The organism is Bradyrhizobium sp. ma5 (assembly GCF_042258955.1).
Taxonomy (GTDB): Bacteria; Pseudomonadota; Alphaproteobacteria; order Rhizobiales; family Xanthobacteraceae; genus Bradyrhizobium.
In genome coordinates this window covers 5,278,432-5,303,196 of record NZ_CP170156.1, presented here as the reverse complement: position 1 = coordinate 5,303,196, position 24,765 = coordinate 5,278,432, and the positions used below count along the sequence as shown (strand labels likewise).

The 24,765-nt window shown below is 64.4% G+C and carries 22 protein-coding genes; 16 read left to right on the top strand and 6 right to left on the bottom strand.

Annotated features, from left to right (window positions below; all coding sequences use genetic code 11):
• The first annotated feature begins 17 nt into the window (after positions 1-17).
• The 7 genes from ACE103_RS24775 to ACE103_RS24745 all read left to right on the top strand — a co-directional run bounded on the left by ACE103_RS24775 (position 18) and on the right by ACE103_RS24745 (position 5,161).
• Positions 18-932, top strand: a complete 915-nt coding sequence (locus ACE103_RS24775; protein WP_375775246.1) for an adenylate kinase — start codon at positions 18-20, stop codon at positions 930-932.
• 191 nt (positions 933-1,123) lie between these two features.
• Positions 1,124-1,492 (top strand): 30S ribosomal protein S13, encoded by a 369-nt coding sequence (gene rpsM, locus ACE103_RS24770; RefSeq protein ID WP_050420404.1) that lies wholly within the window; start codon positions 1,124-1,126, stop codon positions 1,490-1,492.
• 114 nt (positions 1,493-1,606) lie between these two features.
• Positions 1,607-1,996: a 30S ribosomal protein S11 gene (rpsK, locus tag ACE103_RS24765; RefSeq protein WP_006021048.1), complete on the top strand. Its 390-nt coding sequence runs from the start codon at positions 1,607-1,609 to the stop codon at positions 1,994-1,996.
• 118 nt (positions 1,997-2,114) lie between these two features.
• Positions 2,115-3,146, top strand: coding sequence for a DNA-directed RNA polymerase subunit alpha (locus ACE103_RS24760; RefSeq protein WP_223967345.1), 1,032 nt, complete (start codon positions 2,115-2,117; stop codon positions 3,144-3,146).
• A gap of 208 nt (positions 3,147-3,354) precedes the next feature.
• Positions 3,355-3,771, top strand: a complete 417-nt coding sequence (rplQ, locus tag ACE103_RS24755) for a 50S ribosomal protein L17 (protein WP_223967346.1) — start codon at positions 3,355-3,357, stop codon at positions 3,769-3,771.
• Between the two features lie 289 nt (positions 3,772-4,060).
• Positions 4,061-4,855 carry an SDR family NAD(P)-dependent oxidoreductase gene (locus tag ACE103_RS24750; RefSeq protein WP_375775245.1) on the top strand — a complete coding sequence of 265 codons (795 nt, stop codon included), beginning with the start codon at positions 4,061-4,063 and terminating at the stop codon, positions 4,853-4,855.
• Between the two features lie 9 nt (positions 4,856-4,864).
• Positions 4,865-5,161 (top strand): DUF1330 domain-containing protein, encoded by a 297-nt coding sequence (locus ACE103_RS24745; protein ID WP_375775244.1) that lies wholly within the window; start codon positions 4,865-4,867, stop codon positions 5,159-5,161.
• Here ACE103_RS24745 and ACE103_RS24740 read toward each other — a convergent pair.
• The 3 genes from ACE103_RS24740 to ACE103_RS24730 form a co-directional block, all read right to left on the bottom strand.
• The gene (locus ACE103_RS24740) at positions 5,158-6,285 is read right to left on the bottom strand and encodes a hypothetical protein (protein ID WP_375775243.1); all 1,128 of its coding nucleotides are present in this window, start codon (positions 6,283-6,285) and stop codon (positions 5,158-5,160) included. The genes ACE103_RS24745 and ACE103_RS24740 overlap by 4 nt on opposite strands.
• 21 nt (positions 6,286-6,306) lie before the next feature.
• The gene (locus tag ACE103_RS24735) at positions 6,307-7,386 is read right to left on the bottom strand and encodes a phosphotransferase (protein ID WP_375775242.1); all 1,080 of its coding nucleotides are present in this window, start codon (positions 7,384-7,386) and stop codon (positions 6,307-6,309) included.
• A 251-nt stretch (positions 7,387-7,637) separates the two neighbouring features.
• A complete protein-coding gene (locus tag ACE103_RS24730; RefSeq protein ID WP_375775241.1) occupies positions 7,638-8,651 on the bottom strand; it encodes a zinc-binding alcohol dehydrogenase family protein in 1,014 nt (337 codons plus the stop codon).
• Positions 8,652-8,768: 117 nt separating this feature from the next.
• On the opposite strand from ACE103_RS24730, the gene ACE103_RS24725 reads away from it, so the two are divergent.
• Positions 8,769-9,146: a winged helix-turn-helix transcriptional regulator gene (locus ACE103_RS24725; RefSeq protein WP_375775240.1), complete on the top strand. Its 378-nt coding sequence runs from the start codon at positions 8,769-8,771 to the stop codon at positions 9,144-9,146.
• Positions 9,147-9,422: 276 nt separating this feature from the next.
• Here the strand turns inward: ACE103_RS24725 and ACE103_RS24720 are convergent, their stop codons facing one another.
• Entirely contained in the window at positions 9,423-11,021 is a 1,599-nt protein-coding gene (locus tag ACE103_RS24720; protein WP_375775239.1) for an OprO/OprP family phosphate-selective porin, read from the bottom strand.
• 344 nt (positions 11,022-11,365) lie between these two features.
• Between ACE103_RS24720 and ACE103_RS24715 the strand changes: the two genes are divergently transcribed.
• Positions 11,366-12,724 carry a DegQ family serine endoprotease gene (locus ACE103_RS24715; RefSeq protein WP_375775238.1) on the top strand — a complete coding sequence of 453 codons (1,359 nt, stop codon included), beginning with the start codon at positions 11,366-11,368 and terminating at the stop codon, positions 12,722-12,724.
• Positions 12,721-14,055, top strand: a complete 1,335-nt coding sequence (locus tag ACE103_RS24710) for a replication-associated recombination protein A (protein WP_375775237.1) — start codon at positions 12,721-12,723, stop codon at positions 14,053-14,055. Before ACE103_RS24715 ends, ACE103_RS24710 begins: the two co-directional genes overlap by 4 nt.
• 257 nt (positions 14,056-14,312) lie before the next feature.
• Here the strand turns inward: ACE103_RS24710 and ACE103_RS24705 are convergent, their stop codons facing one another.
• Entirely contained in the window at positions 14,313-15,254 is a 942-nt protein-coding gene (locus ACE103_RS24705) for an alpha/beta hydrolase (RefSeq protein WP_375775236.1), read from the bottom strand.
• Positions 15,255-15,382: 128 nt separating this feature from the next.
• Between ACE103_RS24705 and ACE103_RS24700 the strand changes: the two genes are divergently transcribed.
• The 6 genes from ACE103_RS24700 (at position 15,383) to ACE103_RS24675 (ending at position 23,433) form a co-directional block, all read left to right on the top strand.
• Positions 15,383-16,582 (top strand): RluA family pseudouridine synthase, encoded by a 1,200-nt coding sequence (locus ACE103_RS24700; RefSeq protein WP_375775235.1) that lies wholly within the window; start codon positions 15,383-15,385, stop codon positions 16,580-16,582.
• A 123-nt stretch (positions 16,583-16,705) separates the two neighbouring features.
• Positions 16,706-17,920 (top strand): amidohydrolase family protein, encoded by a 1,215-nt coding sequence (locus tag ACE103_RS24695; RefSeq protein WP_375775234.1) that lies wholly within the window; start codon positions 16,706-16,708, stop codon positions 17,918-17,920.
• Between the two features lie 721 nt (positions 17,921-18,641).
• Positions 18,642-19,640: a glutaminase A gene (gene glsA, locus ACE103_RS24690; RefSeq protein ID WP_375781177.1), complete on the top strand. Its 999-nt coding sequence runs from the start codon at positions 18,642-18,644 to the stop codon at positions 19,638-19,640.
• A gap of 71 nt (positions 19,641-19,711) precedes the next feature.
• On the top strand, positions 19,712-21,364 hold the full coding sequence (locus ACE103_RS24685; RefSeq protein WP_375775233.1) for an MFS transporter: 1,653 nt from the start codon (positions 19,712-19,714) through the stop codon (positions 21,362-21,364).
• Positions 21,365-21,414: 50 nt separating this feature from the next.
• Entirely contained in the window at positions 21,415-21,978 is a 564-nt protein-coding gene (locus ACE103_RS24680) for an HdeD family acid-resistance protein (protein ID WP_375775232.1), read from the top strand.
• 147 nt (positions 21,979-22,125) lie between these two features.
• Positions 22,126-23,433 (top strand): amidohydrolase family protein, encoded by a 1,308-nt coding sequence (locus ACE103_RS24675; protein WP_375781176.1) that lies wholly within the window; start codon positions 22,126-22,128, stop codon positions 23,431-23,433.
• A 72-nt stretch (positions 23,434-23,505) separates the two neighbouring features.
• Here the strand turns inward: ACE103_RS24675 and ACE103_RS24670 are convergent, their stop codons facing one another.
• Complete coding sequence (locus ACE103_RS24670; protein WP_375775231.1) at positions 23,506-24,741, bottom strand: MBL fold metallo-hydrolase; 1,236 nt, start codon at positions 24,739-24,741, stop codon at positions 23,506-23,508.
• Positions 24,742-24,765 lie beyond the last annotated feature (24 nt).

Sequence of the window (24,765 nt, the reverse complement as noted above, 5' to 3'; positions counted from 1 at the left end):
CGGGGGGCGAAACAGATATGAGATTGATCCTTTTGGGGCCGCCGGGCTCGGGCAAGGGAACCCAGGCGCAGCGGCTCGTGCACCGGCATGGCATCGTTCAGCTCTCGACCGGCGAGATGTTGCGCGCTGCCGCTGCCGCGGGCACTCCGGTCGGCTTGCAGGCCAAGGAGATCATGGCCAATGGCGGCCTGGTTCCCGACGAGGTTGTGGTGGGAATCATCGCCGACCGGATCGAGGAGCCTGACGCCAAGAAGGGCTTCATTCTCGACGGCTTCCCGCGCACCGTGCCGCAGGCGGAGGCCCTGGACGAGCTGCTCCGGAAAAAGCACCTCAAGCTTGACGCCGTCGTCGAGCTGCGCGTCAACGAAAGCGCGCTGCTCGCCCGTGTCGAGAAGCGTGCCGAGGAAACCCGCGCGCGCGGCGAGGAAGTCCGCCTCGACGATACGCCGGAAGTGCTGACCAAGCGCCTGGCGCAGTACCGCTCGCTGACGGAACCGCTGATTCACTATTATTCGGAGCGGCGGAAGCTTCTGACCGTCGATGGGATGATGACCATCGAGCACGTCACCCGCGAGATCAACCGGATCCTGACCGCGCTCGGCGCGCTGGAACCGAAGGAGCACGAGGAGCCCAAGATCGCCTCGAAGGCCTCCAGGACGGCCAAGAAGACTGCGAAGACAGCGACCAGGAAGGCAGCCGAATCGGCGAAAAAGCCCGCCAAGCCGGCCCGGAAAGCCGCCAAGGTGGCCTCAAAGCCGGTCTCCAAGGCCAAAGCTGCCAAGAAGACTACCAAGAAAGCTGCGAAGCAGCCGGCCAAGAAGACCGTGAAGAAGGCCGCAAAGCAGGCCGCCCGTGCCGCGAATGCCCGGAAGGGGGCAAAAGCGGCCAAAAAGGCAGCAAAAAAGCTCACGAAAAAGCGAGCTAAACGCTAGGAGCGGTTGACGAAACCGACATGAATCCTTTAATAAGCCCCGCATCCAAGTTGGATAGTTTTATGACGATGCCGGGCCCCGAAGGACATGAGGGGAAGGGCGTCGTGTTCGCGTTTGTGGACACAAGCCCGCAGAGAGCAAGAACTTGAGAAGCCCGCATCCGTGATGGAGCGGCGACAGGAGAGAAGTCCGTGGCCCGTATTGCCGGCGTCAACATTCCTACCAACAAGCGCGTGCTGATCGCGCTTCAGTACATCCATGGTATCGGCCAGAAGAACGCGGCCGACATCATCGAGAAGGTCAAGATCCCGGTGGACCGTCGCGTCAACCAGTTGACCGACCAGGAGGTCCTGCAGATCCGCGAAGTCATCGACCGCGACTATCTGGTCGAGGGCGATCTCCGTCGTGAGGTCGGCATCAACATCAAGCGGCTGATGGACCTCGGCTGCTATCGCGGCCTGCGTCATCGCCGTGGTCTGCCGGTGCGCGGCCAGCGTACCCACACCAATGCGCGCACGCGCAAGGGGCCGGCCAAGGCGATCGCCGGCAAGAAGAAGTAAGTTTTGCGAATTGCAGGTGGGGGGTAGCGAATCGAAATTCGCTGCTCGCCATTTGCGTTTTGAGGTGTAGCCGCTGGCACTACGGCGGCGTTGAGATCACAGGAAAGGTTTGAAATGGGCAAGGAAGCCACCCGCGTACGTCGCCGCGAACGCAAGAACATCGCCTCCGGCATCGCGCACGTGAATTCGTCGTTCAACAACACGACCATCACCATCACCGACGCGCAGGGCAACACCATCGCCTGGTCGTCGGCCGGCACGATGGGCTTCAAGGGCTCGCGCAAGTCGACCCCCTATGCCGCGCAGGTCGCGGCCGAAGACGTCTCCAAGAAGGCGCAGGAACACGGCATGCGCACGCTGGAGGTTGAAGTGGCCGGCCCGGGTTCGGGCCGTGAGTCGGCGCTCCGTGCGCTGCAGGCTGCGGGCTTCACCGTCACCTCGATCCGCGACGTGACCACGATCCCGCACAATGGCTGCCGTCCGCGCAAGCGTCGGCGCGTTTGATCTGTAAATCGCGGGCGGCGTCTCGCCGCCCTGCGATCGTTTTTGGAATTGACCGCGCGGACTGTTCCGCGATCTCCAACGCCAGGTTCGGCCATACGACGGGCCCGACGACTGGCACATGGGTGAACAAGTGACGATCCAGAAAAATTGGCAAGAACTCATTCGACCGAACAAGCTGCAGGTGACGCCGGGCTCGGACGCGAGCCGGTTCGCCACCGTGGTCGCCGAGCCGCTCGAGCGTGGCTTCGGCCAGACGCTCGGCAACGCGCTGCGCCGCATCCTGCTGTCCTCGCTGCAGGGCGCGGCGGTGCAGTCGGTGCACATCGACGGCGTGCTGCACGAGTTCTCCTCGATCGCCGGTGTCCGTGAAGACGTCACCGACATGGTCCTCAACATCAAGGACATCTCCATCAAGATGCAGGGCGAAGGCCCGAAGCGCATGGTCGTGAAGAAGCAGGGCCCGGGCGCCGTCACCGCCGGCGACATCCAGACCGTCGGCGACGTTACCGTGCTCAATCCCGACCTGCAGCTCTGCACGCTGGACGACGGCGCCGAGATCCGCATGGAATTCACGGTCACGACCGGCAAGGGCTATGTCGCCGCCGAGCGCAACCGGCCTGAGGATGCGCCGATCGGCCTGATCCCGGTCGACAGCCTGTTCTCGCCGGTCCGCAAGGTCTCCTACAAGGTCGAGAACACCCGCGAGGGCCAGATCCTCGACTACGACAAGCTGACCATGACGATCGAGACCAACGGCGCGATCACGCCGGACGACGCGGTGGCCTATGCTGCGCGCATCCTGCAGGATCAGCTCAACGTGTTCGTCAACTTCGAAGAGCCGCGCAAGGAAGTTACGCAGGAGATCATCCCCGATCTCGCGTTCAACCCGGCGTTCCTCAAGAAGGTCGACGAGCTCGAGCTGTCGGTGCGTTCGGCGAACTGCCTGAAGAACGACAACATCGTCTACATCGGCGACCTCGTGCAGAAGTCGGAAGCGGAAATGCTCCGCACCCCGAACTTCGGCCGCAAGTCGCTGAACGAGATCAAGGAAGTGCTGGCCCAGATGGGTCTGCACCTCGGCATGGAAGTGCCGGGCTGGCCGCCGGAGAACATCGACGAGCTCGCCAAGCGCTTCGAGGATCACTACTGATCCGAATTCACCGTCGTGGCCGGAGCATCTCCGGCCACGATTCTTTGCGGCGCGATCCCGGAAAAGTGCGCAGCGGTTTTCCGACAGGGATCACGCCCAAACTGAATAGCAAAAGCGCGACCTTGCGCTTTTGCGGGCGAACGCAGGATGCCCACCTGCAAAACTTGTCGCTGAACCACCGCGGCAGAATTGAAGAAGGAAGAAGTCAATGCGTCACGGCAAGGTTCATCGGAAGCTCAACCGCACCGCCGAGCACCGGCGTGCGATGTTCGCCAACATGGCGGCCGCGCTGATCAAGCACGAGCAGATCGTCACCACGCTGCCGAAGGCCAAGGAGCTGCGGCCGATCGTCGAGAAGCTCGTCACCCTCGGCAAGAAGGGCGGTCTCTCCCTGCGCCGCCAGGCGATCTCCGAGCTGCGCGACCTCGACCAGGTCCGGAAGCTGTTCGACACGCTGGCGACCCGCTACAAGGACCGCCAGGGCGGCTACACCCGCATCATCAAGGCCGGCTTCCGCTACGGCGACAACGCGGCGATGGCCGTGATCGAGTTCGTCGACCGCGACGTCGACGCCAAGGGCCAGGACTCCGGTCCGACCCAGGACAAGGAAGCCGAGGCGGCGTAAGCCGCTCTTGAGCCAAGGTTTTGAAAACGGCGCCCTCGGGCGCCGTTTTTGTTTGGCCACGCTCCATCCCAGTCTTCGTCCTGGCGAAAGCCAGGACCCATTACCCCAAATCTCAATTGTTGCGCGACGCTGGGGCTCAAATCCTTCTCATAATCACCTGCGGTGGTAATGGGCCCTGGCTTTCGCCAGGACGACGAGGTGTGTTCTACCTCCTCACGCATCGGTGAGATGCGATTGCGGTGCATCATGCCGCGCCCGATATTTCCATCGACATCAATGGAGATGACAGATGAAAATCGACCTTTCCGGAAAGACTGCACTGGTGACCGGCTCGACCGCGGGCATCGGCAACGCCATCGCGAGGGGGCTGGCCGAGACCGGCGCCGAGGTCGTGGTCAACGGCCGCAGCCAGGCCAAGGTCGATGCGGCGGTTGCCGCGATCGCCAAGGCGGTGCCGGGCGCCAAGGTTCGCGGCATCGCTGCCGACGTCTCGACATCGGCCGGTTGCAAGGCGCTGCTCGCGGCGCTGCCCGAGGTCGACATCCTCGTCAACAATGCCGGCATCTTCGAGCCGAAGGGCTTCTTCGAGATTCCCGACGAGGACTGGAGCCGCTTCTTCGAGGTCAACGTGATGTCGGGCGTGCGGCTGTCGCGCGGCTACATGCAGGGCATGCTGAAGCGCAATTGGGGCCGCATCGTCTTCATCTCCTCGGAGTCCGGCCTCAACATTCCGACCGAGATGATCCATTACGGCACGACCAAGACCGCGCAGCTTGCGATCGCACGCGGGCTCGCGCAGCTGACCAAGGGCACCGCCGTGACCGTCAACTCAGTGCTGCCCGGGCCGACGATGTCAGAGGGTGTCGAGACCTTCGTCAAGGATCTCGCCAAGCAGAACGGCCAGTCGGTCGAGGAGGCGGCCTCCAACTTCGTCAAGCAGCACCGGCCGACATCGCTGTTGCAACGCTTTGCCAGCACCGAGGAGATCGCCAACCTTGTCGTCTATGTCTGCTCGAAGCAGGCCTCCGCGACCAACGGCGCCGCGCTGCGCGCCGAGGGCGGCATCGTCAACACCATTGCCTGAGGCGCGGCCATGTCAGCCTATGTGATTTCCGAGGTCGACGTGAAGGATGCCGCAGGCTTCGAGGCCTATCGCACGATCGCCGCCAGGGCGATCGCGCAGTATGGCGGGCGTTATCTTGTGCGCGGCGGCGCCGCCGAAGCGGTCGAGGGCGGACCGCCGCCAAAGAACATCATCGTCGTCGAATTCCCGTCGATGGCGCGGCTGCGCGAGTGGTACGCGTCACCGGAATACGCCGAGGCACTCAAGCACCGGCGGGCCGCGCTGGACCGCCGGCTGATCTTCGTCGAAGGCGTTCTGCCAAGCTAGGCTTTGGCCCCGTCGAGGAACTCGCTGAAGCCCGAGGGGCGATAGGGGCCGAAGCACAATTGCTCCAGCACGCCGATGCCCGTCCGGTCGCCGTGGCGGGCGCGCACCACCTGTTGCACGTGCACGTTCTCGCGGGCGAGCGGATCGAGCGTAGCAGGATCGAACGACTCACCGCCGATCTCGAGCTCGCCCTTCCACATGCCCTGGCCCCATTGCGGATGACCGTAGCCGAGGCCCTTCATCTGGAATTTCAGGATCGGGTCGAGCGCGATGGTCGAGGTATGACCGTCGATGTCGACCAGATCGATTTCAGCCGACTGCGCCAGCCGCGTGTTCGGCACATATTTGACGCGGTGCCGCGCGGTCGCCATGCGGCGGTCGCGCCCGTCGACGACGCCGGGGATCTCGGCCTCGCTTCGGTAGAGCGGCGCGGTAATGCCCTCGCGGACCAGCGCCTCGCCCTGCGTGCCGTCGAAGAAGATCGCGTGCGAGATGTGGTCGTCCCAGACCAGCGGGGCCCAGAGGAAGAACACGCTCGGCAGCGGCATCGGCGCGCCGCCGACGTCGCGTTCGCCGACATTGCGCACGCCCCAGGAGCGATCCTTGGTGCCGTAGCATGCGTGATCGTTGACCTTGATCTCGCCGTCGGGGTGGCGCACGACGCCGCTCCAGCGGCCGAACTGGTCGAACCGGGTCGAATCCATCGCGCGGCGATCGCCCGACCAGAGCGTCTGGCGCGCCTCCTGGATCGCGGCCGTGCGCGCGGAGAAGGTCAGGTCGCAGGAAAGCCCGGTCGCGTTGTCGTCGAGCACGACTCGGGTCCGCAGCATCGGCTCGATGACCTCGAGCCTGAAAGGGCCGACCTGCATTTCGGTGCGCTCGATCGGCGCCCGCCGCGAACCGTAGAAGCAGTGCTGCCGTCCGCCGCGCTCCACGACGCTGAAGGCGCAATCGAGGATTTTGCGGTGCGGGTAGATCGCGATGCCGATGCCGAAATAATACGCGCCGTCCGCGGTGTAGCCGTTGAACCAGGTGCGGTCATAGACATTGCGGTCGCTGGTCGAGGGAACCGCGATCGGCTCCGGCGTCTGGTGGATGGGGAAGTCGTCCAGTTTGTTGAGCACGCCGATTCCTTTCGATAGTCCTCAGTCCGGCCAGTATGAGAAACTGTTGTGGTCCAGCGCTTGCGCGCAGGCGCCACGGGTCATTTTCAGGAACAGCGCGTCGCCCCGTTCGGAGCGCTGGACGCTGAGCGCGGAGACGACGCCCATCATGATGCCATGCAGCGTGTAGCGCCGGTAATCCCGCCAGCAAGCATCCCAGTCATAGTCCCGCACGCCGCGCCGGATCAGCTCCGAATGATAGAACCGCACCAGATCGGCTTCATGAAGCCGCCGTTCGGACGGATCGATGCCGGCCGACAGGAAATAGGCGACGTCGACGATGCCAGGTCCCACCGTCAGCGTCTGCCAGTCGAGTGTGGCCATCGGACGGGTGTTGCCGCGGACCTCGAACAGCATGTTGTCGAGCCGGAAATCCGCATGCTGCAAGGTTCGCGGCGTCGATCGGTCGGACTGGTAGCGCGGGATCGCGTCCGGAAGCCGGTCGATCAGATCCAGGAATTCCGTCTCGATCACGCCGTGATACCGCTCCTTGTAGAGACCGATGATGCCGGGCAGCACCGCGCGAAGGTCTCGGCGCCGGCTAACGGCAACCACGAAGCATTGCACGGCGTCGAGCGTCGGGTCGTTCCATCGCGGCGCATGCAGCGCAGCCGCCTCACGCATCGCTGTCAGGCAGTCGGCGATCGCGCATCCGGCGAGCTGGTCGCCCGGACGCGCGGGCGCCAGATCTTCCAGGATCAGCGTGAAGTCGTCGGTCGCCGGATCGATTTCGGCGAGGATCGGCCGCGGGGTGTGAATGTCGACGGTCGCCGCCAGCTCGCGATAGAACGCGACCTCGCGGACATAGAGCGTGTGCGCGGAACCGGAGCGGCGGCTGTCGGGATCGGCGGCCGGGAATTTGCCGACCACGCTTGCTGGCGCATTCGGCTCGTCGCCGTCATAGGTCAGATGAAATCGATAGCTGTCGCCGACGAGGCCATTGCCGACCGGTTTGCAGACGAGCTCGACGACTCTGGCCTGGTCGATCACACCGGCTTCGCGCAGCGCCCGCGTCATCCACTCCGGATCGATCCGCGACGGATCGGCCGTGAGCAAACTCATCGGTTTCCTCCCATCCCCGTAAGCGTCACCACCGTTCCGGCCACGTCTCGCGCAGCCGGATTAAGGGACGGGGTGATCGTTGCGCAGAGCATACAGGCGATGCTGGCTTTGGCAAAAGCCATGCCCCACCTGTGGGGATATCTCGGGAGTTCCGTAGGTGCGTAGGGCGGGTTAGCGTCAGCGTAGCCCGCCGTTTCTGGCGCGTGGCGTGGTGGATTGCGCCTCCGGCTAACCCACCCTACGCATTGTCGTTACCAGCCCTCCAGCACGATCTTGCCGCGCGACTTGCCGCTTTCCAGCAGCGCATGAGCGCGCTTGAGGTTGGCGGCGTTGATGGTGCCAAAGGTCTGGTCGAGCGTGGTGCGCAGCACGCCCTTGTCGATCAGGTCGGCCACGTCGTTGAGCAGATGGTGCTGCGCAATCATGTCGGGTGTCTGGAACGAGGAGCGCGTGAACATCGATTCCCAGTGCACCGACACCGCCTTGCCCTTGAACGCGGCGACGTTGAATTCCGCGGGATCGTCGATCAGGCCGAACTTGCCCTGCGGTGCAATGAAGTCGGCGATCGACTTGTAGTGCTGGTCAGTGAAGGTGAGGCTGGCGACGAGGCCGACCGGCGGCAGCCTCAAGCTCTCGATCTGCTCCTTCATCGGCTGCGAGTGATCGATCACCGCATGCGCGCCGAGATCGCGGCACCACTTCTGAGACTCCGGCCGCGTCGCGGTCGCAACCACCGTCAGCCCGGTGAGGCGGCGCGCGAGCTGGATCAGGATTGAGCCGACGCCGCCGGCGCCACCGGTGATCAACAGCGTGCGCGGATCGAGGCTCTTGCCCGGCACCGCGCCGAGTCGGTCGAACAGCAGCTCCCATGCGGTGATCGAGGTCAGGGGCAGGGCGGCGGCCTGCGCGAATGACAACGATGCAGGTTTGTTGCCGACGATCCGCTCGTCGACCAGATGAAATTCCGAATTGGTGCCCTGGCGCTGGATCGAGCCCGCGTAGAACACCTCATCGCCGGGCTTGAAGAGCGAGACGTCGGGCCCGACCGCGTCGACCACGCCGGCCGCATCGAAGCCGAGGATCTTGTAGCTGCCGTCGGTCGGCGCAGCGCGCTTGCGCACCTTGTAGTCGACCGGGTTGGCCGAGATGGCCTTCACCGCGACGCGGATGTCGCGCCCCTTCGGTTCGGGCTTGGCGATCTCGAAATCGACGAGCGAATCCGCCGCCTCGATCGGCAGCGATTTTTGGTATCCGACGGCCTTCATGCCTGGTCTCCGTGGTGGGCGATTGCCTGCCGTCTAACTGTCGCGCTAGCGTCCGTTTGGCAAGTACTGTAAAATCAGGGAACTAGTCCCTGTTTGTATACTATTGGGAAATTACCGATGAAACGGAAGAATTTTGCGCGCCGGCCGGGCTGCGCGGTCGAGGCGGCGCTCGACCTGATCGACGGCAAATGGAAGGGCGTGATCCTTTATCACCTGCAGGCCGGCACCCAGCGCTTCGGCGAGCTGCGGCGGCGGATGCCCGGCATCACCCAGCGCATGCTGACCAAACAGCTGCGGGCGCTCGAGGACGACGGCCTCGTGACCCGTAAGGTCTACGCCGAGGTGCCGCCGCGGGTCGAATACACGCTCTCCGAACTCGGCGAGAGCCTGCGTCCGGTGATCGATATTTTGAAAGCCTGGGGCGAGGGCCATCAGGAACGGTTGTCCTGCGCGCCGGCGCCGGAAGTCGTTGTGAAGAAGAAGCGCGCGGCCTGAAGCATCAGGTGCGCTTGAATCGGCCACGCCGCAAACTCTGCTGCACCTCTCCCGCTTGCGGGGGAGGTCGCATCGCATTTCATGCGATGCGGGTGGGGGCTCTTTCCACAATGTGACTCGCGGAGAGAGCCCCCACCCTGGCCCTCCCCCGCAAGCGGGAGAGGGAACGCAGTTCCGATGCCGCTACGTTTCGATGATCTCAGGCACTTCATAGCAATGAAAGCCGGGAGCGATGTCGCTCCCGGCCTTCGTTTGTTGACGACTGATCAGGTCGCGTCAGAACGCAACCTGGGTGCGCAGTGCGACCGCGTCGAACTTCGAACCGGCATCCGCAGGCGAGGTCGCCGAAGCCTGCTTGGCGACGTCGCCGTGCAGGTAGTTCAGCATGAAGCGGACATTGTTGTTGACGTACCAGTTCAGCGCGGCGGTGTAGACGGTCTGCCGTCCGCCCGCGATGCCGACGGCCTGGCCGACCTGGTCGTTGAGGTTCATCGTGCTGACGCGGCCCGCGATTTCCCACGCGCCGATGCCGCCGCCGGCAAGCGAGAACGGATCGTGCGGCTTGATGCCGCCATAGGAAGCCGTGGCCGGGTTGTAGGCGTGGTTCTCGCCGGTCAGCACGTAGCCGACCTGCGCGTAACCGCCGTCGAATTTCAGGCTCGGCGCGCCGAACGGCGGCAGCCCGGTATTCGCAGAGCGGTCGACATTGAACCAATAGTACTCGCCCTGCGCGATGAACGGGCCGTAGGTCGCGGCCGCCTCGACGCCGTAGACCTGAGCGCCCGAGACGTTGGCGATCGCGCCGGTCGAGATCAGCGTCGTGGGGTCGATGCGCAGCTCGGGCCGGTCGTTCAGCGTGAGCGTCTGCGCCTGCGTCAGCTGATTGCGCGGCGGCTGCACCAGCCATTCCGCATCGGCGCCGATATGCACCGAATAGTCCTTGCCGCTGATCGGATTGCCGGCGACGCGGACCACCGCGCCATACTGCTCCGATGACCCCGCCGGGGTGACGCTGGAGGCCGAGTGAATCTGGCCGGTGGTCGGTCCGGTGGCATAGCCGCCGAGCCAGAGCTGGTCGTTCCACCAGCGGGTGCCGATGGCGGAACGGAAGTCGCCGGCCGCGACGTTCTGCGCGATGATGCCGGCCGAGGCGCGCTCCATGAACAGGATGTCGTTGGAACTGGTCGACTCGTCCATGGTCCAGAGCAGGTCCATGATGCCGCCTTCGATCGCCATCTTGCCGCCGAACGGCTTCAAGCCGGTGTAGCTCAGATACGCATTCTCGACGCCGGAGGTGCCGCCGCCCGGCAGCGATCCCGGTGCCGCACCGCCGAAGCCGTCGGACGAGCCGCCGAAGTCGTAGACCAGCGCGTAATTCCAGTCGCCGAAGAATTTGCCGATGATGCCGATGCGGGCGCGGCGCAGGTTCTCGCCGCTGTCGAGCTTCTGCGGCGAGGTGGCTGCGGTGTTCGGACGATAGTCGTAGCCGCCGACATCCCAGTGCACGCGGCTCGTGATCGCGACGCAGTTCTGTTCATCCGCAGTGCAGATCGTCGGCCGGTTGTTCGGCATCGTCACCACGACGCCGGACGGCGCGACCGGGCCCTTGACCGGGATCGCTGCGTTGGCGCTTGCGACCCGCGCGGCCTTGGCATCGGCCGCCTTCGCGTTGGCGTTTGCGCTGGCAGCGGTCGCGGTATTGGCATTGGTCTGCTTCTGCAGCTTGTCGAGCTTCTGCTCGAGCATCTTCAGCTGCTGCTTCAGCAGCGCGATCTCCGCGTCGCTGCCGCCTCCGGCCGATTGCGAATAGGCCGGCGAGGCGGCGAGCGCCCCTGCAAGCCCGATGGCGATTGCACCAACTTTTGTCGCACCCATTGTGCACCCCTGTTGTGTTTGAATTCCCCACTCACTCACTGAAACGTCCTAGGAGTTGATCGTGACTGACACACGACAGCGCCGCCTGGCATCGCAGTTCCGCTTGTTGTCCGCGGGCAACAAGCGGAGCGGCGCAGTGAGATGACAATCATCATAGAAGTTTGGCGGCGCGCTTCAACGCGGCTACCGGCGGTTTTGCACCGGTCCGGCGGGGGCCAGTTATCCCGCCGGGCGCCCTTCAATTGCCCGGCGAACACGCCTATATTCCGGCGTTTCCACGAGAGGTGAGAATGCTCCGACCTGTCCGCTTCGCTGCCATATCCGCTCTGTGCACATTGGCTTTCATGGGGAATCTGTCCCCGGCCGCGGCCCAGGACCGCCGCGTGCCGTCCTCGCAGGCCGAGCTTCAATTGTCCTACGCGCCAATCGTGCAGCGGGTGCAGCCGGCGGTGGTCAATGTCTACGCCGCCAAGACGGTGCAGAACCGCAATCCGTTTCTGGACGATCCGGTCTTCCGCCGCTTCTTCGGCGTCCCGGGGCAGCAGCCCGAGCAGATGCAGCGCTCGCTCGGCTCCGGCGTGATGGTCGACGGCTCCGGCCTTGTGGTCACAAACAATCACGTGATCGAGGGCGCCGACCAGGTGAAGGTCTCGCTCGCCGACAAGCGCGAATACGAGGCCGAGATCGTGCTGAAGGACAGCCGCACCGACCTTGCGGTGCTGCGGCTGAAGGGCACCAACAAGGAGAAGTTCGCGACGCTCGACTTCGCCAATTCGGATCAGTTGCAGGTCGGCGACGTCGTGCTGGCGATCGGCAATCCGTTCGGCGTCGGCCAGACCGTGACGCACGGCATCATCTCGGCGCTGGCGCGCACTCAAGTCGGGATCACGGATTATCAATTCTTCATTCAGACCGACGCCGCGATCAATCCCGGCAATTCGGGCGGCGCGCTGGTCGACATGACCGGACGGCTCGCCGGCATCAACACCGCGATCTTCTCGCGCTCCGGTGGCTCCCAAGGCATCGGCTTCGCGATCCCCGCCAACATGGTGCGGGTGGTGGTGGCCTCCGCCAAGAGCGGCGGCAAGGCGGTGAAGCGGCCATGGCTCGGTGCGCGGCTGCAGGCGGTCACGCCGGAGATCGCCGAGACGCTCGGGCTGAAGCTCCCGACCGGCGCGCTGGTCGCCAATGTCGCGCCGAACAGCCCGGCGGCGAAGGCCGGGCTCAAACTGTCCGATCTGATCGTCGGGATCGACGGCACGCCGATCGACGATCCCAACGCGTTCGACTACCGCTTCGCCACCCGTCCGCTCGGCGGCAACGCGGAGATCGAGGTGCAGCGCGCCGGCAAGCCGGTGAAGCTCACCGTGCCGCTGGAGACCGCGCCCGACACCAACCGCGACGAGATCGTGCTGACCGCGCGTTCGCCATTCCAGGGCGCCAAGGTCGCCAACATCTCACCGGCGCTGGCCGATGAGCTGCATCTCGACGCCGGCGCGGAGGGCGTCGTCGTCACCGAGCTCGCCGACGACGGCACAGCCGCCAATGTCGGCTTCCAGAAGGGCGATATCATCCTCGCCGTCAACAATGAGAAGATCGTGCGCACCAGCGACCTCGATAAGGTATCGAAAGCGGGGTCGCGGATCTGGCGCATCACGCTGGTGCGCGGCGGCCAGCAGATCAACGTGACGCTCGGCGGATGAGCCCAAAACAACCGCGCGAGGCCAGCAACCTGTTCGCCGCGGCGGGGATGGAGCAGGACGCGCCACACCCGCTGCCGGACCGGCTGCGCCCGCGCACGCTGGCCGACGTCGTCGGCCAGGATCACATCCTCGGCCCCGACGGCGCGCTGACCCGCATGCTGGAGACCCGCACGCTGGGCTCGCTGGTGTTCTGGGGACCGCCCGGCACCGGCAAGACCACCGTGGCGCGGCTTCTGGCCGATGCCACCGAGCTGCATTTCGAGCAGATATCCGCGGTGTTCTCCGGCGTCGCTGACCTGAAGAAGGCGTTCGATGCCGCGCGGGCCCGGCGCGAGACCGGCAAGGGCACGCTGCTGTTCGTCGACGAGGTGCACAGGTTCAACCGCGCGCAGCAGGATTCCTTCCTGCCGGTGATGGAGGACGGCACCGTGGTGCTGGTCGGCGCCACCACCGAGAACCCGTCCTTCGAGCTCAACGCGGCGCTTCTGTCGCGGGCTCGCGTGCTGGTGTTTCACTCGCTCGATACCGCTGCGATCGAACGGCTGTTTGCCAACGCCGAGAAGATCGAGGGCAAGGCCCTGCCGCTCGATGCGGAAGCGCGCGCCGTGCTGGTGCGGATGGCCGACGGTGACGGTCGCGCCTCGCTGACATTGGCCGAAGAGGTCTGGCGCGCCGCGCGCAAGGGCGAGGTGTTCAACGCCGAGCAGTTGCAGGCCATCTTGCAACGGCGTGCGCCGATCTACGACAAATCGGCCGACGGTCACTACAATCTGATCTCGGCGCTGCACAAGTCGGTGCGCGGTTCGGATCCGGATGCGGCCCTGTATTATCTCGCCCGCATGCTCGATGCCGGCGAGGATCCGCTGTTCCTGGCGCGGCGCGTGGTGCGCATGGCCGTCGAGGACATTGGTCTCGCCGATCCGCAGGCGCTGGCGGTCTGCAACGCCGCCAAGGATGCCTATGACTTCCTGGGCTCGCCGGAAGGTGAGCTCGCGATCGCGCAGGCCGTGGTCTATCTCGCCACCGCGCCGAAATCGAACGCGGTGTATACGGCGTTCGGCGCTGCGATGCAGACCGCGAAGCAGGGCGGCTCGCTGCTGCCGCCGAAGCACATCCTGAATTCGCCGACCAAGCTGATGAAGTCTGAGGGCTACGGCTCCGGCTATCAGTATGATCACGACGCGCCCGACGCGTTCTCCGGTCAGGACTATTTCCCGGAAGCACTCGGTCGCCAGACCTTCTACGATCCGCCCGACCGCGGCTTCGAACGCGAGATCCGCAAGCGGCTGGATTATTGGCAGCGGCTGCGCAAGGAGCGGGGCGGGAGCTAGAGCAAGACGAGAGATCATGCTGCGGCCGCGAATAACGCGCGCGTTCTCGTTTCCGCCTGCGGCGTGGGAGCGTCAGTTGCAGAAGCCCGCAAATGCCATATGCAATTTGTGTAACTTCGGAATATTAGAAATATATCCCTGAGTTGCCCGACGTGTCAAGTTGCTTGGTCGAACGCCGCGCGCCGCCGGCTACTTTGCATGGGGTTGTTTTCGATATTTTGGCAGCGCCCGCTGCGACGGCGCATAACTCCAGCGCGTCACTTGACGCTCTTCACGAACTCAAGAATCTCATCCGTCAGGCGCGTGTCCGGCGTGTTGATCGCATAGACCTCCGACGTATGGCTGTGCTGCGGCAGCATGAAGCTGCGGGCGCAGCCGCTTGGCCGCTTGCAGCTGGCCTGTTTCAACAGTTCGAACTGCTCGACGAAGCGCGGCGGATCGAGCTCGGCCGCGGTGATCAGGAACGGGATCGGGCTCGCGAGCAGGCCTTGCAACGAGGAACGTTCGGCGTAGCGCGAGGGATCGGAGCCGTAATAGGCGAGCTCGGCATCGCCGGCCGGCGAAGCCGTCAGATCGTAGATGCCCGACATCATGATCGCGCCGGCAAGGCCGCCGCCCTTCACCTTGTGGAATTCGCCGTGTGACACATAGCTCGCGACATGGATCGCGCCGGCCGACTGGCCCATCAGGAAGATGCGCCTGGGGTCGCCGCCGCGGCTCGCGATGTTCTCCGCGACCCACTGCACGATCGCGCCCATGTCTTCGGCGCCTGCCGGCCACGGAAAGGCCGGCGCCAGGCGATAGGTGGCATTGACGCCGACAAAGCCGCTCTTGGTGGCCCACAGCATGACGTTGTCGTAGAACGGGCTGCCGGGGGTGCGCTTGTTGCCGGCAATGAAGCCGCCGCCGTGGATGTAGATCAGCACCGGCCGGGGCGCCGCTGCCGCGGTGTCCGGCGTGAAGGCGTCGAGCAGATGCCGGTCGGCAGGGCCATACTTGACGTCGCGCTCGACCTTGACTCCCTGATAGGGCTCCTTCTGTTGCATCGGTGCGTAGAGCGCGGCCGTCTTGGGCATCTCGACGACGCGGCCGAGTTCCAGGAGCTTCCAGGCCAGATCTTCCGGCATCGGGTTTTCTTGGGCCGGCGCTGGCCCTGACAGCATCAGGGCCGCCGCCAGGGCCATTAGTGTCAGTCTCATTCCAGGGCCCCGTCGCTTGCCGTAGGCGGCCGAACATGGCCGATGTTGTGCCGGACTTGCACCGATTTCGCCGTGACGATTCGCGGCATTTGCGCTACCCACGGGCTTAACTTCGGAGTTGCAACCCCATGAGCCGCCGCGTCAAGAGACCTCTCCGCCCAGCGAGCGAGCGCGCCAAAGGCGCGCGTTCCCATCGCGGCCCGGCAGCTGAGCGGGGGCCGGCGCATCGTGCGGGCGGCAAGTCGGCAGCGGTGCGCCTTGGCGACAAGCAACGGGCGCCCAAGCCATTCGTCCCGCCCGAGCCCGAAAAGAGCGTCGCCGAACCGCCGCCGTTGCCGACCAAGGTGCAGACCGTGGTGGTGACGGCGGACGAGGACAATATGCGCGTCGACCGCTTTCTCGAGGCGCGTTTCCCCGGCCTGTCGTTTTCCCACATCCAGCGCATCGTTCGTAAGGGCGAGCTGCGCGTCAACGGCAAGCGTGCGGACAGCAAGGACCGGCTGGAAGAAGGGCAGAGCGTGCGCATTCCGCCGCTGCGGCTCGATACGCCGAAGGCGGCCGCCAGCCTCTCCGAAGCGGCCAAGAAGACCCTCCAGGACCTCAAGGACATGACCCTGTTCGAGGACGCCGACGTCATGGTGCTGAACAAGCCCGCAGGTCTGGCGGTTCAGGGTGGCTCCGGCATTACGCGCAATGTCGACGACATGCTGGAGGTGATGCGCGACGCCAAGGGCCAGAAGCCGCGGCTGGTGCATCGGCTCGACCGCGAGACCTCGGGCTGCCTGCTGATCGCCAAGACGCGCTTTGCCGCGACCGCTCTGACCGGCTCGTTCCGGCATCGTTCGGCGCGCAAGATCTATTGGGCGCTGGTCGCCGGCGTGCCGAAGCCGAAGCAAGGCCGGATCTCGACCTACCTCGCCAAGGAGGAGAGCGAGGAAGACAGCATCATGCGGATCGCAGCGCATGGCGACGAGGGCGCCAGCCACGCCGTGACCTACTACGCCGTGGTCGAGACCTCGGCGACGAAGCTCGCCTGGGTGTCGCTCAAGCCGGTGACCGGCCGCACCCATCAATTGCGCGCCCACATGGCGCATATCGATCACGCGATCGTCGGCGATCCCAAATACTTCAACAAGGAAAACTGGCAGCTGCCGGGCGGCCTGCAGAACCGGCTGCATCTGCTCGCCCGCCGCATCGTGATTCCGCACCCGCGCGGCGGCGTGATCGATGCGACAGCGCCGCTGCCGCCGCACATGCTGCAATCCTGGAATCTGCTCGGGCTCGAGGCCGACCGGTTCGACCCGATCGAGAACGCGCCCGAGGAGTGACGGCGGACGCCGCCTCCCGATATCCGCCGCGGACAGCAAGAACGATCAAAGCGGCTCATCGCGCCGCGGCTATGTTGCCGCGCGCCGGGAACTGCCGGCATGCAACCGTCAAAGAGGCTGTCCATGACCGGGATCTGGTTACGCGTCGCGCTTTTCCTGATTGGCTCGGCTGTCGCCGCTGCGGCGGCACATGCCGAGACCGTGGTGCTGCGCGGCGGCACGCTTTACGCATCGGCCGATGCGGCTGCGTTGCCGGATGCGGCGATCGTGATCACGGACGGCATGATCAGCGCGGTCGGCAAGTCCGGTGACGTCAAGCCGCCGTCGGATGCGCGCCTGATCGATTGCAGCGGCAAAACCATCGTTGCCGGGTTCTGGAACAGCCACGTGCATTTCACGGAACATGTCTGGCACAACGCCGGCGAGAGACCGGCCGCACCGCTGACGCAGCACATGCAGGAGATGCTGACCCGATGGGGCTTTACCACGGTCTGGGACCTCGGCTCCGATCCACGCAACACGCTGCCGCTGCGCAAACGCATCGCCGCGGGTGAGGTCGCAGGTCCCACCATCCTGCTCGCCGGCAACGTGTTCCCCAAGGGCGGCCACCCCGTCTACCTGCCGCCCGAGATTCAGCTTCCTGAAGCCGCGACGCCGGAGGAGGCGGCGAAGTGGGCGCGCGACTGGCTCGCGATGGGCGAGGACGGCATCAAGCTGTTCACCGGCGCGTTCATGGGCGACAAGCCCGTCGTGAACATGGACCCGGCGATTGCAAAGGCGGCCGTCGACGTCGCACATGCGCAAGGCAGGCCGGTGTTCGCGCATCCGCAGAACAAGGTCGGCGTCGAGACGGTGATTGCAGCCGACGTCGACGTGCTCGCGCACACGACGCCCAGCGAGCGGAGCTACACCGATGACCAGCTGGCGCGGTTCAAGGCGAAGGGGACGGCGCTGATCCCGACGCTTTCGCTGTTCACGACGGTGGTTCTCGACCCCAACGTCACCAACCGTCTGGTGGCCGCGACCGTCAATCAGCTCAAGCAGTTCTCGGAGAACGGCGGCACGGTGCTGTTCGGCACCGATGTCGGCTTCACCAAGCTGTACGACACCACGCAGGAATTCCAGCTGATGCACCGCGCGCTGTCGGAACGCCAAGTGCTGGCCTCACTGACCACCAATCCGGCACGGTTCTTCAAGGCCGCGAAGAAGGGCAGGGTGGAGCAGGGTTTTGACGCCGATCTCGTGGTGCTCGACGGCGATCCGCTCAGCGACGTCGCCAATCTTGCGAAGGTGAGCATGACCATCCGTGCAGGTCACGTGATCTATCAGAAGCCGTGACAGCCGGCCGGGAACGCGCAAATCAAACGCAGCGTTGACCCGCAGCGATCCGGTTCAAAGCAATCGAATGTCCGAATCTGTTTGGCTATCCAAACGGACCGCTTTGATTTCGTCGCATGATCTTGAGCGTGAGCAGGACCGCCCCGAGTACAAGAAACAGGACGCCAACGACGGTTGTGCTCGTGGATTCGAACGTCACACCCACTGCCGTCAACAAGCAGCCAAGAACGATAGCAACCAGCCCACCAAGCTTCTTTACCAGCAGAAACTGTCCGTCGCTTGCGCGCGCCACCATGATCAACCTCACTCTGCAAGTGATGCGGTCATTCCACCATCGCCGCGTGCCGGTGTTGCTCGGACAAACGGCAGGCTCACATCCGCACGCGACAATCGTACTCTCGAGCACCAATGATGCAAATCGCTCGTTGCTGGCAAGACGATTTCTCTTTTGATTCAATTGCGCCACTGGCGATTGGGCAGCCCTGTTGACTTAGCTGTGTTGGAACGTCGCAGTGATCGATGAAGTGGCACATTTTGCATAGCGCTGTATTTCTGCGACGCGCCACGCGTTCAGCTCATTTGTCGTAAAGTGCGCTAGACCAACACAAGCATTGCAAATGCTACGGGAGCGGGTCGTTGACTCCGTGTTTTTTTGGTGCCTATTTTAGGTTGCCGACTAAACGACCTGAAACATCAGGGTCAAAATCCGGAAGGAGAGCCAATGTGGCGACCTTCGATCGCGGAACAAGCGGAGCGGCCTTTCATCTCGACGGGGCACTTGCCCGATCCCGAGATGGTGCAGGAGCTCGTGTCTCAAGCTCATCTGCGCTTCAAGTCGAACAACGAAGGAAGCAATTCGCAGGTCTACCCGGCGCTGGCCAGAGTGCCGAGTGAGCTGTTCGGCGTCTGCGTGGCCGGCGCCAGCGGACGCGTCTACGGTGCCGGCGATATCGATTACGAATTCTCGATCATGAGTGTGTCGAAGCCATTCGTGTTCGCGCTGGTGTGCGAGGCGATCGGCCCCGAAGAGGCGCGCGCAAAATTGGGTGCCAATGCGACCGGGCTGCCGTTCAATTCGCTGGCGGCGATCGAGCACGGAGCCGGGCGCACCAACCCAATGGTGAACGCGGGTGCGATCGCGACCACAAGCCTCGTGCCGGGGCCGAGCGCGGAACAGCAATGGCGCTTCATTCATGACGGCCTTTCGCGCTTCGCGGGCCGCAAGCTCTCGCTCAACGAGGAGGTCTACGCCTCGGCATCGGAGACCAATTTTCGCAATCGAAGCATCGCCCGGTTGCTGGAGAGCTACGACCGGATCTACTGCGACGCCAGGCAGGCGACCGATCTCTACACCAGGCAGTGTTCCCTGAATGTGAGCGCCAGGGATCTGGCCGTAATGGGCGCGACGCTGGCTGATGGTGGAGTCAATCCGGTCACCCGGAAGCGGGTGGTCGATGCGGCGGTCTGCCACTATGCGTTGGCCGTGATGGTCACTGCCGGATTGTATGAAACGTCAGGTGACTGGCTGTACGACATCGGTCTGCCCGGCAAGAGCGGCATCGGTGGCGGCATCGTCGCGGTGTCTCCAGGAAAAGGTGGTTTCGGCACCTTCGGGCCGCCACTGGATGCGGCCGGCAACAGCGTGCGAGGGCAGCTCGCCGCGAAGTTCCTGTCGCAAAGACTGGGCATGGATCTGTTCGTGTCCCAACCGGACGAGTGAAACAAGATGCTCTGAGGATCGGTGGAGCTGTAGCTCGATCGATCGCAACGCCGGGCAGGTTGGAGGACACGATGGCAGCGCAAGCGATCTCGATCGGTGACATTCGGCAGGAAGAGCGTGCATCATGGGTGCCCATGATCGCGATTGCGTTCGGTCAGATGATCATGTCGTTCAACGTCGCGTCGTTGCCGGTTGCCATGGGGGGAATGGTGGCCAGCTTCGGAGTGCCGCCGACCACGGTCGCGACCGGAATCGTGGCCTACTCGATGCTGGTGGCCGGGTTCGTGATGCTTGGCGCGAAGCTCGCCCAAAGGTTCGGGGCGGTGCAGGTCTTTCGCGTTGCCGTCGTGCTTTTCCTGATATCGCAGATCGCGATGACGTTCAGCCCTACGGCTTCCGTCATGATTTCCGCTCAGGCGCTTTGCGGCGTTGCGGGCGCGGTGATCGTGCCCTCGCTCGTCGCGCTGATTGCCGAGAACTATGCCGGACGGCAGCAGGCGACGGCCCTTGGTGCGCTTGGCTCGGCGCGGGCTGCCGCCGGCGTGCTGGCATTTGTCATCGGTGGGTTGCTCGGCACCTACATCGGCTGGCGCCCCGCGTTTGCAATTCTCATCGCGGCCTCGGCGGTCGCTTTCGCGCTGAGTTTCCGCCTGCGGCCGGACCGCGGGCGCCCGGATGTTCGGATCGATCTGATCGGCGTCGCCCTTGCCGCGAGCGCAATCATTTTCATCAGCTTCGGATTCAATAATTTGAACGGCTGGGGAGTGATCCTGGCGACCGCTAACGCGCCGTTCGACTTGCTGGGCGTGTCGCCGGCACCGATTTTGATCGTGCTCGGCATTGTACTCGGGCAGGCATTCCTGATGTGGACGCATCGGCAGCAAGCCGCAGGGAAGACGCCGCTGCTGGCGTTGGAGGTGATCGACTCGCCGCAGGAGAGGTGTGCCGTCTACGCGCTGTTTGCGGTCGTGGCGCTTGAGGCTGCCCTGAACTTTACCGTGCCGCTTTACATCCAGATCGTGCAGGGGCGTTCTCCGATCGCGACGGCGATCGCGATGATGCCGTTCAATCTGACGGTTTTTGTCTCGGCGATGCTGATCGTCAATCTGTACGACAAACTGACGCCTCGACAGATCGGACGCTTCGGCTTTGGTCTCTGCACCATCGCGTTGCTATGGCTTGCGTTCGTCGTGCGCAATGACTGGAGCGAGATTCCCGTTCTGTTTGGGCTCGTGCTGTTCGGCATCGGCCAGGGCTCGCTGGTGACGCTGCTGTTCAACGTTCTCGTGACTGCCTCGCCCAAGCAGTTGGCCGGGGACGTCGGGTCTTTGCGCGGAACCACACAGAATCTGGCGGCTGCGGTTGGCACCGCGGTGGCCGGAGCTCTTCTGGTCGGTCTCTTGAGCACGATCGCGCTCGGCAGGATCGCGGCCAGTCCGGTGCTGACCAAGGAACTTCAGAGCCAGGTCGATCTGAGCAACATCACCTTCGTCAGCAATGACCGGCTGCGCAGCGTGCTCGAGGCCACCAGCGGTACGCCGCAGCAGGTCGAGGAAGCCGTCCGGGTCAACACCGAAGCGCGCCTGCGGGCGTTGAAGATTGGATTGCTGATCATGGCCGGCCTTGCTCTGCTTGCGGTCATTCCCGCGGGTCGGCTGCCGAATTATCGGCCGGGAGAAATACCGGGCGATGAAGCGACGGGCGAGGGCGAGCGGTCGGCCTGACTGGATGTTGGGCGTTGGGCCCGCCGGACCTTGGGATCAGGGAGGATGACATGGCCACCTATGAGAACAGCTCCACAATGCTCCGCGGCCTGCCTGGTCCGCCACTCTGGGTGTGCGTTCTGCTCGGTTTCGTGATGATCGCCGCGGGCCTTCTGGTCTTGGGAGATGTGGTGCTTTTCACCGTGATCAGCGCCATCTTCATCGGCTGGACGGCGATCGTCGCCGGTGCGTTCGAAATCCTGCACGCGTTCTGGACCAAGGGCTGGGGCGGATTTGTGTGGCAGCTTCTGCTCGGGGTGCTCTACCTTGCATGCGGCATCGTCCTGCTGAGCCAGCCGGTGGCGAGTGCGTTGCTCCTGACCTATGCCCTCGGTCTCCTGCTTTTGGTTTCGGGGATCGTGCGCATGCTGGTCGGGATCGGCCATTGGCAGCAGTCCGGCTGGATCATGCTGGCATCCGGTATGTTTGGCGTCCTGGCAGGCCTCGTCATTTTGACCGGGTTTCCAGCAACCGGGCTGTGGGTGCTCGGGCTGCTGCTGGGGATCGATCTGCTGTCGCATGGCGTGGGATGGCTGACCTATGCTTTGCAGCCTGCCGCCAGAGCGGCTCAATAGGCCGTCGAGGAGCTTCAATCAGCCTTCATCAGGTCCCGCGCACAGCCAGATCAATGACGATCTCGAACGATGCCCTATCGGCGGAGAGTGGACATGTCAGGTTTGAGCAAAAGCCTCTGCGTTTCCGCGCTGGTCGCGTTGATTGTGATGGGCCTGATTGGCTCGCCGCCGGCGCGAGCGCAGCAGGATGCCGGCGTGCTGTTCCAGAACGTTCGCATTTTTGATGGCAAGAATGGCGCGCTCTCCGGGCCGTCCAATGTGCTGGTCCGGAACAACAAGATCGAGAAGATCTCGACTGCGGCGATCACGGCTGATGCCCAGGTGATCGCCGGCGACGGACGGGTGCTGATGCCCGGGCTGATCGACGCGCATTGGCATGCGATGCTGGTCCGCCCGACGCCGGCGGCCGCGATAGCTGGCGACGTCGGCTACACAAATCTCCTTGCGGCCGCGGAGGCAACGGCCACGCTCATGCGAGGCTTCACCACCGTGCGCGACATGGGCGGGCCGGCCTTTTCCCTCAAGCGGGCGATCGACGAAGGTCTCGTCGTCGGCCCGCGCATCTACCCATCCGGTGCCATGATCACCATCACCGGCGGCCATGGCGATTTTCGGCAGCTGTCCGAGCTACCCAGAACGATCGGCGGCATGCTCAGCCGCATGGAGAGAATAGGTGGCGCCATGGTCGCGGACAGCCCGGATGAAGTTCGCGTCCGCGCGCGCGAGCAGCTCATGCAGGGAGCATCTCAGGTCAAGCTCACGGCGGGCGGCGGGGTGGCGTCACCGTTCAGTCCGCTCGATGTGTCAACGTTCACCGAACCGGAGCTGCGCGCGGCGGTCGAGGCCGCCGAGAACTGGGGCACTTACGTCGCCGTACACGCCTATACGTCGGTTGCGGTCCAGCGATCGATCGCAGCGGGCGTCAAGGTTATCGAGCACGGTCACCTGATGGACGACGCGTCGGCCCGCCTGATGGCGGACAAGGGAGTTTGGCTGAGCACGCAGCCCTTTCTCGATCTGTCGGGCGCCAGTGCCCTTGGACCGGCCGAGCAGGAGAAGATGCGCCAGGTCGTTGCCGGCACCGACAGGGTGTACGGCTTCGCGAAGAAGTACAAGTTGAAGACGGCATTCGGCACGGATGTCCTGTTCTCGAAGGCGCTCGCTGACAAGCAAGGCGCCATGCTGACGACGCTCACGCGATGGTATACGCCGGCTGAAGCGCTTGCGATGGCGACATCGACGAATGCCGAGTTGCTCAGTCTGTCCGGGCTTCGAAATCCATATCCAGGCAGGCTAGGCGTGGTGGAGGAAGGCGCGCTGGCCGACCTTCTGCTGGTCGATGGCAATCCGATCGAGAACATCAAACTGATCGAAGATCCGGCAAAGAACTTCCTGGTCATCATGAAGGATGGAAAGGTCTACAAGAATCTTCTTGGTGGTGACCGCAACAGGTAGACGCGGCTCTGCGCCAACACCCGTGACTGAAGCGCGAGGGCCGACATTCATTCATTGTCGCGCTGCGTCGGTCTATTTGGGAGGAAGGCGCAAGGTGGTGAGATCCGAGCCGACAATCGTCGTGCCGGTAAATCCGCCGGCTTCGGCGGCGGCGCGATAGTCCGCTTCGGTGAGCGCGCCACCGGGGACCTTGTAGGGGCCGTGATGCGTTGCCCCGACCTGCGGCGCGAGGTGGGTCAGTACCAAATATTTGGCGCCCACACGCTTTGCCATGGCGCCGAGGTCGGGCGCCAGGCTTTGGCGGTAGAAGACGGGCGGCGGCATGCCGCTGTTGCGTTCCGGACCTAAGACCGGATGCATGGTGGAGCGCACGATCACGTCGGCGCCTTGTGCCAGCTTCTCGACTTGCGCTGACGTCGACGTCGGACGCGGCGGAGCGGCACTGTCATTGCTGGCGTCGCCGCCGATCACGACGTTGCCGACCGGCGTGTCGACGCGATAGGAGGCATGGCCCGCGATGTGGGTCGAGCGGATCGCGCTCACCCGGACCTCGCCCTTTGACCAGATAACCTGTGGCTCGTCCGTCGGCTCGAATGTGACGAGATGCACAAGCTCAGTAGGTCCGCCAGCCAACCGTCTCTTGTCCTCCGAAACCCGCTGCGCGATTTCGCCGGACTGAATGAAGGCGTCGCCGATATGCGCGACAAACTTGCCGCAGCTCAGGGTGAAGCCGAGCGGCGAGGGCGCATCGCTGCTGCAGACGACATCGAGCTTGTCCCCGCCCGAATTCCAGTTCCAGCGCGTGAGCAGGAGGTCGACGAGGCCCTCGGTGTGATCCGAGTGCATATGCGTGAGGAAGACGGCGTCGATCTGGCCGGGTTCGATGTCCAGTTGCGACAGCCGCAGTTCGGTGCCCCGGCCTGCGTCGAACTGCAGCTTCAGCGTTCCGCAATCGGCACTGTCGTCTCCGTAGCGCACGAGTGTGCCGGCGCCCGCGACGCCATTGCGCAGGGCGGGGCCGCTCATGGTGCCGGTCAAGGTGACGAGCAGGCAGGGCGCCGATTGGGCCGGAAGCGGCAGCAGCAGCCAGATGACGGCCAGCAAGGGTGTCGGAAGAATGAAGCGCCACATCCTGTCGGCTCCCGCGTCGTCCTGGTCTTCATCGAGACTGCCAAAGTCCGCGCCGCATCTCAACGCCCGGCCGCGCCGCATCGAGGTGTTGTGATCGCGCCACTCACCGGGCGCGTCCCTGCGCGCATGCATGCTGCTGTGGGTATGCCGGCGCGCTGCCTTGATGTGGCTCGACAATCTGCTTGCGACCCGTTTCAATAA

Coding starts and splice junctions, on each gene's coding strand:
- ACE103_RS24730 (WP_375775241.1), bottom strand. CDS start 8,651: ATGAAGGCCGTCGGATACCAAAAATCGCTGCCGATCGAGGCGGCGGAT.
- ACE103_RS24750 (WP_375775245.1), top strand. CDS start 4,061: ATGAAAATCGACCTTTCCGGAAAGACTGCACTGGTGACCGGCTCGACC.
- ACE103_RS24685 (WP_375775233.1), top strand. CDS start 19,712: ATGGCAGCGCAAGCGATCTCGATCGGTGACATTCGGCAGGAAGAGCGT.
- glsA (WP_375781177.1), top strand. CDS start 18,642: ATGTGGCGACCTTCGATCGCGGAACAAGCGGAGCGGCCTTTCATCTCG.
- ACE103_RS24700 (WP_375775235.1), top strand. CDS start 15,383: ATGAGCCGCCGCGTCAAGAGACCTCTCCGCCCAGCGAGCGAGCGCGCC.
- ACE103_RS24710 (WP_375775237.1), top strand. CDS start 12,721: ATGAGCCCAAAACAACCGCGCGAGGCCAGCAACCTGTTCGCCGCGGCG.
- ACE103_RS24695 (WP_375775234.1), top strand. CDS start 16,706: ATGACCGGGATCTGGTTACGCGTCGCGCTTTTCCTGATTGGCTCGGCT.
- ACE103_RS24760 (WP_223967345.1), top strand. CDS start 2,115: ATGGGTGAACAAGTGACGATCCAGAAAAATTGGCAAGAACTCATTCGA.
- ACE103_RS24720 (WP_375775239.1), bottom strand. CDS start 11,021: ATGGGTGCGACAAAAGTTGGTGCAATCGCCATCGGGCTTGCAGGGGCG.
- ACE103_RS24745 (WP_375775244.1), top strand. CDS start 4,865: ATGTCAGCCTATGTGATTTCCGAGGTCGACGTGAAGGATGCCGCAGGC.
- ACE103_RS24735 (WP_375775242.1), bottom strand. CDS start 7,386: ATGAGTTTGCTCACGGCCGATCCGTCGCGGATCGATCCGGAGTGGATG.
- ACE103_RS24725 (WP_375775240.1), top strand. CDS start 8,769: ATGAAACGGAAGAATTTTGCGCGCCGGCCGGGCTGCGCGGTCGAGGCG.
- ACE103_RS24705 (WP_375775236.1), bottom strand. CDS start 15,254: ATGAGACTGACACTAATGGCCCTGGCGGCGGCCCTGATGCTGTCAGGG.
- ACE103_RS24675 (WP_375781176.1), top strand. CDS start 22,126: ATGGGCCTGATTGGCTCGCCGCCGGCGCGAGCGCAGCAGGATGCCGGC.
- ACE103_RS24715 (WP_375775238.1), top strand. CDS start 11,366: ATGGGGAATCTGTCCCCGGCCGCGGCCCAGGACCGCCGCGTGCCGTCC.
- ACE103_RS24775 (WP_375775246.1), top strand. CDS start 18: ATGAGATTGATCCTTTTGGGGCCGCCGGGCTCGGGCAAGGGAACCCAG.
- rplQ (WP_223967346.1), top strand. CDS start 3,355: ATGCGTCACGGCAAGGTTCATCGGAAGCTCAACCGCACCGCCGAGCAC.
- rpsK (WP_006021048.1), top strand. CDS start 1,607: ATGGGCAAGGAAGCCACCCGCGTACGTCGCCGCGAACGCAAGAACATC.
- ACE103_RS24680 (WP_375775232.1), top strand. CDS start 21,415: ATGGCCACCTATGAGAACAGCTCCACAATGCTCCGCGGCCTGCCTGGT.